Below are 12,682 nucleotides of genomic sequence, written 5' to 3' on the forward strand. Positions count from 1 at the left end.
CCTGACCTGGGATTTCGTCTCGATGTGTGCGGTGGGACCGGTACGCGCGTAGTGAGTCCGAGCCCTCGGAAGGACCCCCTCTTGGCCGCCTCGCGCAACGCCTCGACCGCCAATACGAACAACGGCGCCAGCACCGCCCCGCTGCGCATCTCCTTTGCGAAGATCAAGGAGCCTCTCGAGGTTCCGAACCTCCTCGCGCTGCAGACCGAGAGCTTCGATTGGCTGCTCGGCAATGCGGCCTGGAAGGCTCGCGTCGAGGCAGCGCTGGACAGCGGTCAGGACGTCCCCACCAAGTCCGGTCTGGAGGAGATCTTCGAGGAGATCTCCCCGATTGAGGACTTCTCCGGGTCGATGTCGCTGACCTTCCGCGACCACCGTTTCGAGCCTCCGAAGAACTCGATCGACGAGTGCAAGGAGCGCGACTTCACCTACGCCGCGCCGCTCTTCGTCACCGCCGAGTTCACCAACAACGAGACCGGCGAGATCAAGTCCCAGACGGTCTTCATGGGCGACTTCCCGCTCATGACCAACAAGGGCACCTTCGTCATCAACGGCACCGAGCGTGTCGTGGTGTCGCAGCTGGTCCGCTCGCCGGGTGTCTACTTCGACTCCTCCATCGACAAGACGTCCGACAAGGACATCTTCTCCGCCCGGATCATCCCCTCCCGGGGTGCCTGGCTGGAGATGGAGGTCGACAAGCGCGACATGGTCGGTGTCCGCATCGACCGCAAGCGCAAGCAGTCCGTGACCGTCCTGCTCAAGGCGCTCGGCTGGACCACCGAGCAGATCCTCGAGGAGTTCGGCGAGTACGAGTCCATGCGCGCCACCCTGGAGAAGGACCACACCCAGGGCCAGGACGACGCGCTGCTCGACATCTACCGCAAGCTGCGCCCGGGCGAGCCGCCGACGCGTGAGGCCGCGCAGACGCTGCTGGAGAACCTCTACTTCAACCCGAAGCGCTACGACCTGGCCAAGGTCGGCCGCTACAAGGTCAACAAGAAGCTGGCCGCGGACGCCCCGCTCGACGCCGGTGTGCTGACCGTCGACGACATCATCGCGACGATCAAGTACCTGGTGAAGCTGCACGCGGGCGAGGCCGAGACGGTCGGCGCCAACGGTCAGACGATCGTCGTCGAGACCGACGACATCGACCACTTCGGCAACCGTCGTCTGCGCAACGTCGGCGAGCTCATCCAGAACCAGGTCCGCACCGGTCTGGCTCGTATGGAGCGCGTCGTCCGCGAGCGGATGACCACCCAGGACGTCGAGGCGATCACGCCGCAGACCCTGATCAACATCCGGCCGGTCGTCGCCTCCATCAAGGAGTTCTTCGGCACCAGCCAGCTGTCCCAGTTCATGGACCAGACCAACCCGCTGTCGGGTCTGACCCACAAGCGTCGTCTGTCGGCGCTGGGCCCGGGTGGTCTCTCCCGTGAGCGGGCCGGCTTCGAGGTCCGTGACGTCCACCCGTCGCACTACGGCCGCATGTGCCCGATCGAGACCCCCGAAGGCCCGAACATCGGTCTGATCGGTTCGCTGGCCTCGTACGGCCGGGTCAACGCGTTCGGTTTCGTGGAGACCCCCTACCGCAAGGTCGACGAGAACGGTGTCGTCACCGAGGTGGTGCACTTCCTCACCGCCGATGAGGAGGACCGCTTCGTCATCGCGCAGGCCAACGCGCCGCTGACCGCGGACAACCGTTTCGAGGAGGCCCGCGTCCTGGTCCGCCGCCGTGGTGGCGAGATCGACTACGTGGCCCCGGCCGACGTGGACTACATGGACGTCTCGCCGCGCCAGATGGTGTCGGTCGCGACCGCCATGATCCCGTTCCTCGAGCACGACGACGCCAACCGCGCGCTCATGGGATCGAACATGATGCGCCAGGCCGTTCCGCTGATCAAGGCGGAGTCGCCGCTGGTCGGCACCGGCATGGAGTACCGCTGCGCGGTCGACGCCGGCGACGTCATCAAGGCCGAGAAGGACGGTGTCGTCCAGGAGGTCTCCGCCGACTACGTGACGGTGGCCAACGACGACGGCACGTACACCACCTACCGCGTGGCCAAGTTCTCCCGCTCCAACCAGGGCACCTCCTTCAACCAGAAGGTCGTCGTCGACGAGGGCGCCCGGGTGATCGAGGGCCAGGTGCTCGCCGACGGTCCGTCCACCCAGAACGGTGAGATGGCGCTCGGCAAGAACCTGCTGGTCGCGTTCATGCCGTGGGAGGGTCACAACTACGAGGACGCGATCATCCTGTCGCAGCGCCTCGTGCAGGACGACGTCCTCTCCTCGATCCACATCGAGGAGCACGAGGTCGACGCCCGTGACACCAAGCTCGGCCCCGAGGAGATCACCCGGGACATCCCGAACGTCTCCGAGGAGGTCCTGGCCGACCTCGACGAGCGCGGCATCATCCGCATCGGCGCCGAGGTCATCGCCGGCGACATCCTGGTCGGCAAGGTCACCCCGAAGGGTGAGACCGAGCTGACCCCGGAGGAGCGCCTGCTGCGCGCGATCTTCGGTGAGAAGGCCCGTGAGGTCCGTGACACCTCGCTGAAGGTGCCGCACGGCGAGACCGGCAAGGTCATCGGCGTCCGCGTCTTCGACCGCGAGGAGGGCGACGAGCTGCCGCCGGGCGTGAACCAGCTGGTCCGCGTCTACGTCGCGCAGAAGCGCAAGATCACCGACGGTGACAAGCTCGCCGGCCGCCACGGCAACAAGGGTGTCATCTCCAAGATCCTGCCGGTCGAGGACATGCCGTTCCTGGAGGACGGCACCCCGGTCGACATCATCCTCAACCCGCTGGGTGTCCCGTCCCGAATGAACCCGGGACAGGTCCTGGAGATCCACCTCGGCTGGCTGGCCTCCCGAGGCTGGAAGGTCGAGGGCAGCGAGGAGTGGATGCAGCGGCTCCAGGCGATCGGCGCCGACGAGGTCGCTCCCGGCACCAACGTCGCGACCCCGGTCTTCGACGGTGCCCGCGAGGACGAGCTGGCGGGTCTGTTCGAGCACACCGTGCCCAACCGTGACGGCGAGCGCCTGGTGCTCCCCTCCGGTAAGGCCCGGCTGTTCGACGGCCGCTCCGGCGAGCCGTTCCCGGACCCGATCTCGGTCGGCTACATGTACATCCTCAAGCTGCACCACCTGGTGGACGACAAGCTGCACGCCCGGTCCACCGGTCCGTACTCGATGATCACCCAGCAGCCGCTGGGTGGTAAGGCTCAGTTCGGTGGCCAGCGCTTCGGTGAGATGGAGGTGTGGGCGCTTGAGGCTTACGGCGCCGCATACGCCCTCCAGGAGCTGCTGACCATCAAGTCCGACGACGTCACCGGCCGCGTGAAGGTCTACGAGGCCATCGTCAAGGGCGAGAACATCCCGGAGCCCGGCATCCCCGAGTCCTTCAAGGTGCTCATCAAGGAGATGCAGTCCCTGTGCCTCAACGTGGAGGTGTTGTCCAGCGACGGCATGTCCATCGAGATGCGTGACACCGATGAGGACGTCTTCCGCGCTGCGGAGGAGCTCGGTATCGACCTGTCCCGGCGCGAGCCGAGCAGCGTCGAAGAGGTCTGACGGGTCTGGCCGGGGCTTGAGAGCCCTCAAGCCCCGGCCGTCCCCGGACCCCCAAGTCAGACCACAATGCCCCGACAAGATTTCTCGCTAGCGCGAGGGGCACGACCCTGAAAGAGGGATTGACGACAAGTGCTCGACGTCAACTTCTTCGACGAGCTGCGGATCGGCCTGGCGACCGCGGACGACATCCGGCAGTGGTCTCACGGCGAGGTCAAGAAGCCGGAGACCATCAACTACCGCACCCTGAAGCCCGAAAAGGACGGACTCTTCTGCGAGAAGATCTTCGGTCCGACCCGGGACTGGGAGTGCTACTGCGGCAAGTACAAGCGTGTCCGCTTCAAGGGCATCATCTGTGAGCGCTGCGGCGTCGAGGTGACCCGCGCCAAGGTGCGTCGTGAGCGGATGGGCCACATCGAACTGGCCGCCCCCGTCACCCACATCTGGTACTTCAAGGGCGTCCCGTCGCGGCTGGGCTACCTGCTCGACCTCGCCCCGAAGGACCTCGAGAAGGTCATCTACTTCGCCGCCTACATGATCACGTGGGTGGACGACGAGCGCCGTACGCGCGACCTGCCCTCGCTGGAGGCCCACGTCTCCGTCGAGCGTCAGCAGATCGAGCAGCGCCGCGACGCCGACCTGGAGGCCCGCGCCAAGAAGCTCGAGTCCGACCTGGCCGAGCTGGAGGCCGAGGGCGCCAAGGCCGATGTGCGCCGCAAGGTGCGTGAGGGCGCCGAGCGTGAGATGAAGCAGCTGCGCGACCGTGCGCAGCGCGAGATCGACCGCCTCGACGAGGTGTGGAACCGCTTCAAGAACCTCAAGGTCCAGGACCTCGAGGGCGACGAGCTGCTCTACCGCGAGCTGCGGGACCGGTTCGGCACCTACTTCATGGGCGGCATGGGCGCCGCGGCGCTGCAGAAGCGCCTGGAGTCCTTCGACCTCGATGAGGAGGCCGAGCGGCTCCGCGAGATCATCCGGACCGGCAAGGGCCAGAAGAAGACCCGTGCGCTCAAGCGCCTGAAGGTCGTCTCCGCCTTCCTGCAGACCCGCAACAGCCCCAACGGCATGGTGCTGGACTGCATCCCGGTGATCCCGCCGGACCTGCGTCCGATGGTGCAGCTGGACGGTGGCCGCTTCGCGACCTCCGACCTGAACGACCTGTACCGCCGTGTGATCAACCGCAACAACCGCCTCAAGCGTCTCCTCGACCTCGGTGCCCCCGAGATCATCGTGAACAACGAGAAGCGGATGCTGCAGGAGGCCGTCGACGCGCTGTTCGACAACGGCCGCCGCGGTCGCCCGGTGACCGGCCCCGGTAACCGTCCGCTGAAGTCCCTCAGCGACATGCTGAAGGGTAAGCAGGGTCGATTCCGTCAGAACCTGCTCGGTAAGCGTGTCGACTACTCGGCCCGTTCCGTCATCGTCGTCGGCCCGCAGCTCAAGCTGCACCAGTGTGGTCTGCCCAAGGCCATGGCGCTGGAGCTCTTCAAGCCGTTCGTGATGAAGCGCCTGGTGGACCTCAACCACGCGCAGAACATCAAGTCGGCGAAGCGCATGGTCGAGCGCGGCCGCACGGTCGTGTACGACGTGCTCGAAGAGGTCATCGCCGAGCACCCGGTGCTGCTGAACCGTGCGCCCACCCTGCACCGTCTGGGCATCCAGGCCTTCGAGCCGCAGCTGGTCGAGGGCAAGGCCATCCAGATCCACCCGCTCGTCTGCACCGCGTTCAACGCGGACTTCGACGGTGACCAGATGGCCGTCCACCTCCCGCTGTCCGCGGAGGCCCAGGCCGAGGCCCGCATCCTGATGCTGTCCTCGAACAACATCCTCAAGCCGGCCGACGGCCGTCCGGTGACCATGCCGACCCAGGACATGGTGCTGGGTCTGTTCTTCCTCACCACCGACGAGGAGGAGCGCGAGGTCGTGGGCGAGGGCCGGTCCTTCGGCTCCACCGCCGAGGCGATCATGGCCTTCGACGCCCGGGAGCTCTCGCTCCAGGCGAAGGTCGACATCCGCTTCCCGATCGGCACCGTCCCGCCGCGTGGCTGGACCCCGCCGGTCACGGAGGAGGGCGACGAGGGTGTCGAGGCTGCCCCGTGGCAGCCGGGTGACAGCTTCCGGCTGCGCACCACGCTGGGCCGCGCGCTCTTCAACGAGCTGCTGCCCGAGGACTACCCGTTCGTCGACTACTCGGTGGGCAAGAAGCAGCTCTCCGAGATCGTCAACGACCTCGCCGAGCGCTACCCGAAGGTCATCGTCGCGGCGACCCTGGACAACCTGAAGGCGGCCGGTTTCCACTGGGCCACCCGCTCCGGTGTCACCGTCGCGATCTCCGACGTCGTCGTCCCCGAGGCCAAGAAGGCCATCGTCGCGGGCTACGAGGCGCAGGACGAGAAGGTCCAGAAGCAGTACGAGCGCGGTCTGATCACCAAGGACGAGCGCACCCAGGAGCTCATCGCGATCTGGACCAAGGCGACCAACGAGGTCGCCGAGGCGATGAACTCGAACTTCCCCAAGACGAACCCCATCTTCATGATGGTTGACTCGGGTGCCCGAGGAAACATGATGCAGATGCGGCAGATCGCCGGTATGCGTGGTCTGGTGTCGAACGCGAAGAACGAGACCATCCCGCGGCCCATCAAGGCGTCGTTCCGTGAGGGTCTCTCCGTGCTGGAGTACTTCATCTCCACCCACGGTGCCCGTAAGGGTCTCGCGGACACCGCCCTCCGTACCGCCGACTCGGGTTACCTGACCCGTCGTCTGGTCGACGTCTCGCAGGACGTCATCATCCGCGAGGAGGACTGCGGCACCGAGCGCGGCCTCAAGCTGGCCATCGCGTCCCGCGGCGCGGACGGCACGCTCCGCAAGACGGACGACGTGGAGACCAGCGTGTACGCGCGCTGCCTCGCCGAGGACATCGTCGTCGACGGCAAGGTGCTGGCCCCGGCCGGTACCGACCTGGGCGACGTCCTCATCCAGGAGCTCGTCAAGCACGGCGTCGAGCAGGTCAAGACCCGCTCGGTGCTCACCTGCGAGTCCGCCGTCGGCACCTGCGCCATGTGCTACGGCCGCTCGCTGGCCACCGGCAAGCTGGTCGACATCGGTGAGGCGGTCGGCATCATCGCCGCCCAGTCCATCGGTGAGCCCGGTACCCAGCTGACGATGCGTACCTTCCACACCGGTGGTGTGGCCGGTGACGACATCACCCAGGGTCTGCCGCGTGTCGTCGAGCTCTTCGAGGCCCGTACGCCCAAGGGTGTCGCCCCGATCTCGGAGGCGGCCGGCCGCGTCCGGATCGAGGAGACCGAGAAGACCAAGAAGATCATCGTCACCCCGGACGACGGCTCCGACGAGACCGCCTTCGGCATCTCCAAGCGAGCCCGTCTCCTGGTGAGCGAGGGTGACCACGTCGAGGTCGGCCAGGCGCTGACCGTGGGTGCCACCAACCCGCACGACGTGCTGCGCATCCTCGGCCAGCGGGCCGTCCAGGTCCACCTGGTCGGCGAGGTCCAGAAGGTCTACAACAGCCAGGGCGTGTCGATCCACGACAAGCACATCGAGATCATCATCCGGCAGATGCTCCGCCGCGTGACGATCATCGAGTCCGGCGACGCGGAGCTGCTGCCGGGCGAGCTCGTCGAGCGTTCGAAGTTCGAGACCGAGAACCGTCGCGTGGTCCAGGAAGGCGGCCACCCGGCCTCCGGCCGTCCGCAGCTGATGGGTATCACCAAGGCCTCGCTGGCGACGGAGTCCTGGCTGTCGGCGGCGTCCTTCCAGGAGACGACCCGGGTGCTCACCGACGCGGCGATCAACGCTAAGTCGGACTCCCTGATCGGCCTCAAGGAGAACGTCATCATCGGTAAGCTCATCCCGGCCGGTACGGGCCTGTCCCGCTACCGCAACATCCGGGTCGAGCCGACCGAGGAGGCGAAGGCCGCGATGTACTCGGCCGTCGGTTACGACGACATCGACTACTCGCCCTTCGGCACCGGCACCGGCCAGGCCGTCCCGCTGGAGGACTACGACTACGGTCCGTACAACCAGTAAGACGCCACAGGCGACGCAGGGCGGCCACCCCCGTGGGGGTGGCCGCCCTGCGGCTTTTCCGGGGCGCCCGCGCCCCGCCGCCGGCGGGCACACGGCCGTGGGCGCGTCCTACGGGGCCTCTCCGGCCGTCGCGGGCCCCGGTGCGACGTCGGTGCCGGGCGGTGGCCGCGGGGCGGGCCGTGCGGCCCCCGCGGGCTCGTAGGGGCTCCTCGGCGCGGACCCCGTCGTACCGGTCGGACCGCCCGTGGGGGGAGGCGGCGGCGAATCGGTGGAGGTCCGGCGTGTCCCGGCGGGGGGCATTTGTTTTGACCGAAGTGGATGAGGTAGGTACGCTCAGACCTTGTGCCTGGGGTGTGCCCGGGTCCTTGTGCGTGCACTCGTCCGCACGGGATGCCGAGGCCGAGACGCCTACCAAATACGCACCTTTCGCCTCGGCGGAAGCGTATGAGGTTCGCGACACACCCGACCGCGTGGGTCGGAGAAACCCCAGGTTAGCTTTACTGAGACTGGCACACAGAAACCGGAGAAACGGTGCCTACGATCCAGCAGCTGGTCCGCAAGGGCCGGCAGGACAAGGTCGAGAAGAACAAGACGCCCGCACTGGAGGGTTCGCCCCAGCGCCGCGGCGTCTGCACGCGTGTTTTCACGACCACCCCGAAGAAGCCGAACTCGGCCCTGCGTAAGGTCGCGCGTGTGCGTCTGACCAGCGGGATCGAGGTCACCGCTTACATTCCGGGTGAGGGCCACAACCTGCAGGAGCACTCGATCGTGCTCGTGCGTGGCGGTCGTGTGAAGGACCTTCCGGGTGTTCGCTACAAGATCATCCGTGGTTCGCTCGACACGCAGGGCGTCAAGAACCGCAAGCAGGCTCGCAGCCGCTACGGCGCCAAGAAGGAGAAGTAAGAATGCCTCGTAAGGGCCCCGCCCCGAAGCGCCCGGTCATCATCGACCCGGTCTACAACTCTCCTCTTGTCACCTCGCTGATCAACAAGATCCTGCTGAACGGCAAGCGTTCCACCGCTGAGCGCATCGTGTACGGCGCCATGGAGGGCCTGCGCGAGAAGACCGGCAACGACCCGGTCATCACGCTCAAGCGCGCGCTCGAGAACGTCAAGCCGGCTCTCGAGGTCAAGTCCCGCCGTGTCGGTGGCGCGACCTACCAGGTTCCGGTCGAGGTCAAGCCCGGCCGCGCCTCCACCCTCGCGCTGCGCTGGCTCGTGGGCTACTCCCGCGCCCGTCGCGAGAAGACCATGACCGAGCGCCTCATGAACGAGCTGCTGGACGCCAGCAACGGTCTGGGCGCCTCCGTCAAGCGTCGCGAGGACACCCACAAGATGGCCGAGTCCAACAAGGCCTTCGCGCACTACCGCTGGTAGTCGCTACCCCCATCGAGAACCGAGAGAAGACTGAGCCACATGGCCACCACTTCACTTGACCTGGCCAAGGTCCGCAACATCGGGATCATGGCCCACATCGACGCGGGCAAGACGACCACCACCGAGCGGATCCTGTTCTACACCGGCGTGTCCTACAAGATCGGCGAGGTGCACGACGGCGCCGCGACGATGGACTGGATGGAGCAGGAGCAGGAGCGCGGCATCACCATCACGTCCGCCGCGACCACCTGCCACTGGCCGCTGGAGGACGTCGACCACACCATCAACATCATCGACACCCCGGGCCACGTCGACTTCACCGTCGAGGTGGAGCGTTCGCTGCGCGTGCTCGACGGTGCCGTCACGGTGTTCGACGGTGTGGCGGGTGTCGAGCCCCAGTCCGAGACCGTGTGGCGTCAGGCCGACCGCTACGGCGTGCCGCGCATCTGCTTCGTCAACAAGCTGGACCGCACCGGCGCGGAGTTCCACCGCTGTGTCGACATGATCGTCGACCGGCTCGGTGCGACCCCGATCGTCATGCAGCTCCCGATCGGCGCCGAGGCCGACTTCAAGGGCGTCGTGGACCTGGTCCGCATGAAGGCCCTGGTCTGGTCCGCCGAGGCGACCAAGGGCGAGATGTACGACGTCGTCGACATCCCGGCCACCCACGTCGAGGCTGCTGACGAGTGGCGCGGCAAGCTGCTCGAGGCCGTCGCCGAGAACGACGAAGAGATGATGGAGCTGTACCTGGAGGGCCAGGAGCCCACCGAGGAGCAGCTGTACGCGGCGATCCGCCGTATCACCATCAACTCCGGCAAGGGCGGCGGCACCACCGTCACCCCGGTGTTCTGTGGCACCGCGTTCAAGAACAAGGGCGTCCAGCCCCTGCTCGACGCGGTCGTGCGCTACCTGCCCTCCCCGATCGACATCGAGGCGATCGAGGGCCAGGCGGTCAGCAACCCGGACGAGGTCGTCAAGCGCAAGCCGTCCGACGAGGAGCCGCTGTCGGCGCTGGCGTTCAAGATCATGAGCGACCCGCACCTCGGCAAGCTCACCTTCGTCCGCGTGTACTCCGGCCGCCTGGAGTCTGGATCGCAGGTCCAGAACTCCGTCAAGGGCAAGAAGGAGCGCATCGGCAAGATCTACCGCATGCACGCCAACAAGCGTGAGGAGATCGAGTCGGTGGGCGCCGGTGACATCGTCGCCGTCATGGGCCTGAAGCAGACCACCACCGGTGAGACGCTGTGCGACCCGACCAACCCGGTGATCCTGGAGTCCATGGACTTCCCGGCCCCGGTGATCGAGGTCGCCATCGAGCCGAAGTCCAAGGGCGACCAGGAGAAGCTGGGTATCGCCATCCAGCGCCTGGCCGAGGAGGACCCGTCCTTCCGCGTCAAGACTGACGAGGAGACCGGCCAGACCATCATCTCCGGCATGGGCGAGCTGCACCTGGACGTGCTGGTCGACCGTATGCGTCGCGAGTTCAAGGTCGAGGCCAACGTCGGTAAGCCGCAGGTCGCGTACCGCGAGACCCTGCGCAAGGCCGTCGAGCGCCTCGACTACACGCACAAGAAGCAGACTGGTGGTTCCGGCCAGTTCGCGAAGGTGCAGATCGCGCTCGAGCCGCTCGAGGGCGACGGGTACGAGTTCGAGAACAAGGTCACCGGTGGTCGTGTCCCGCGGGAGTACATCCCGTCCGTGGACGCGGGTTGCCAGGAGGCCATGGAGTTCGGCGTGCTCGCGGGCTACCCGCTCACGGGTGTCAAGGTCACGCTGCTCGACGGCGCCTACCACGAGGTCGACTCCTCGGAGATGGCGTTCAAGATCGCCGGTTCGATGGCCTTCAAGGAGGCCGCCCGCAAGGCCAGCCCGGCCCTGCTCGAGCCGATGATGAAGGTCGAGGTCACCACGCCCGAGGACTACATGGGCGATGTGATCGGCGACATCAACTCCCGTCGCGGTCAGATCCAGTCCATGGAGGACCGTTCCGGCGCCAAGCTGGTCACCGGCCTGGTTCCGCTCTCGGAGATGTTCGGCTACGTCGGAGACCTGCGCAGCAAGACCTCCGGCCGTGCCAGCTACTCCATGCAGTTCGACTCCTACGCCGAGGTTCCCAAGAACGTCGCCGAGGAGATCATCGCGAAGGCCAAGGGCGAGTAACACCTCTCGTTACCCACCCCTTTAGGCTGGAGCTATCAGGCATCGGGGCATACCGCCGCAGACCGCCGCTCAGGCGGTCTGCGGTGGGCCCCGGGCGCCGGCCCACCATTCGAATACGGCGAAGGGCATCCCCCTCGGGGTCCTGGCCGGTTCGGTAAGAACACCTGAACCCATCCGCAAAGTGTGGATGCGTTACAGAACCACTCCACAGGAGGACCCCAGTGGCGAAGGCGAAGTTCGAGCGGACTAAGCCGCACGTCAACATCGGCACCATCGGTCACATCGACCACGGTAAGACGACGCTCACCGCGGCGATTACCAAGGTGCTGCACGACAAGTACCCGGACCTGAACGAGGCCTCGGCCTTCGACCAGATCGACAAGGCTCCTGAGGAGCGTCAGCGCGGTATCACCATCTCCATCGCGCACGTCGAGTACCAGACCGAGTCGCGTCACTACGCGCACGTCGACTGCCCGGGTCACGCGGACTACATCAAGAACATGATCACCGGTGCCGCGCAGATGGACGGCGCCATCCTCGTGGTCGCCGCCACCGACGGCCCGATGCCGCAGACCAAGGAGCACGTGCTCCTGGCCCGCCAGGTCGGCGTTCCGTACATCGTCGTCGCCCTGAACAAGGCCGACATGGTGGACGACGAGGAGATCCTGGAGCTCGTCGAGCTCGAGGTCCGTGAGCTCCTCTCCGAGTACGAGTTCCCGGGCGACGACGTTCCGGTCGTCCAGGTCTCGGCGCTCAAGGCGCTCGAGGGCGACGCCGAGTGGGGCGAGTCGGTCCTCAAGCTCATGAACGCCGTCGACGAGGCCATCCCGCAGCCGGAGCGCGATGTCGACAAGCCGTTCCTGATGCCGATCGAGGACGTCTTCACGATCACCGGTCGTGGCACCGTCGTCACCGGTCGTATCGAGCGTGGTGTCCTCAAGGTCAACGAGACCGTCGACATCATCGGCATCAAGACCGAGAAGACCACCACCACGGTCACCGGCATCGAGATGTTCCGCAAGCTGCTCGACGAGGGCCAGGCCGGTGAGAACGTCGGTCTGCTGCTCCGTGGCATCAAGCGCGAGGACGTCGAGCGCGGCCAGGTCATCATCAAGCCGGGCTCGGTCACGCCGCACACCTCGTTCGAGGCTCAGGCGTACATCCTGTCGAAGGACGAGGGTGGCCGCCACACCCCGTTCTTCAACAACTACCGCCCGCAGTTCTACTTCCGTACCACGGACGTGACCGGCGTTGTGACCCTCCCCGAGGGCACCGAGATGGTCATGCCGGGCGACAACACCGAGATGTCGGTCGAGCTGATCCAGCCGGTCGCCATGGAGGAGGGCCTGAAGTTCGCCATCCGTGAGGGTGGCCGGACCGTGGGCGCCGGCCAGGTCACCAAGATCAACAAGTGACCTGAGGCTGCCTGAAGGCAACCGCACCTGGGCCCCGCCCGCCGGAAACGGCAGGCGGGGCCCAGGTCTTTTTCGTGTACGGGGCGGCACGACGGGCCTGCCGCCTCATGGCCGCGCACG

6 protein-coding genes are annotated in these 12,682 nt (G+C 66.6%); all 6 read left to right on the forward strand.

The window, feature by feature from the left end; all coding sequences use genetic code 11:
• Nucleotides 1-81: 81 nt before the first annotated feature.
• The 6 genes from rpoB (at nucleotide 82) to tuf (ending at nucleotide 12,562) form a co-directional block, all read left to right on the forward strand.
• Complete coding sequence (gene rpoB / locus CD790_RS00725) at nucleotides 82-3,567, forward strand: DNA-directed RNA polymerase subunit beta (protein ID WP_144380928.1); 3,486 nt, start codon at nucleotides 82-84, stop codon at nucleotides 3,565-3,567.
• Between the two features lie 129 nt (nucleotides 3,568-3,696).
• Nucleotides 3,697-7,611 carry a DNA-directed RNA polymerase subunit beta' gene (locus tag CD790_RS00730; protein ID WP_144380929.1) on the forward strand — a complete coding sequence of 1,305 codons (3,915 nt, stop codon included), beginning with the start codon at nucleotides 3,697-3,699 and terminating at the stop codon, nucleotides 7,609-7,611.
• Between the two features lie 531 nt (nucleotides 7,612-8,142).
• Entirely contained in the window at nucleotides 8,143-8,514 is a 372-nt protein-coding gene (gene rpsL / locus CD790_RS00740; protein ID WP_003948652.1) for a 30S ribosomal protein S12, read from the forward strand.
• A 2-nt stretch (nucleotides 8,515-8,516) separates the two neighbouring features.
• Nucleotides 8,517-8,987, forward strand: a complete 471-nt coding sequence (gene rpsG, locus CD790_RS00745) for a 30S ribosomal protein S7 (RefSeq protein ID WP_135340137.1) — start codon at nucleotides 8,517-8,519, stop codon at nucleotides 8,985-8,987.
• Between the two features lie 39 nt (nucleotides 8,988-9,026).
• Nucleotides 9,027-11,147 (forward strand): elongation factor G, encoded by a 2,121-nt coding sequence (fusA, locus tag CD790_RS00750; protein ID WP_144380931.1) that lies wholly within the window; start codon nucleotides 9,027-9,029, stop codon nucleotides 11,145-11,147.
• 221 nt (nucleotides 11,148-11,368) lie between these two features.
• Nucleotides 11,369-12,562 (forward strand): elongation factor Tu, encoded by a 1,194-nt coding sequence (tuf, locus tag CD790_RS00755; RefSeq protein WP_144380932.1) that lies wholly within the window; start codon nucleotides 11,369-11,371, stop codon nucleotides 12,560-12,562.
• Nucleotides 12,563-12,682 lie beyond the last annotated feature (120 nt).

This window comes from Streptomyces sp. SAJ15 (genome assembly GCF_007595705.1).
In the GTDB taxonomy this organism is placed as follows: domain Bacteria; phylum Actinomycetota; class Actinomycetes; order Streptomycetales; family Streptomycetaceae; genus Streptomyces.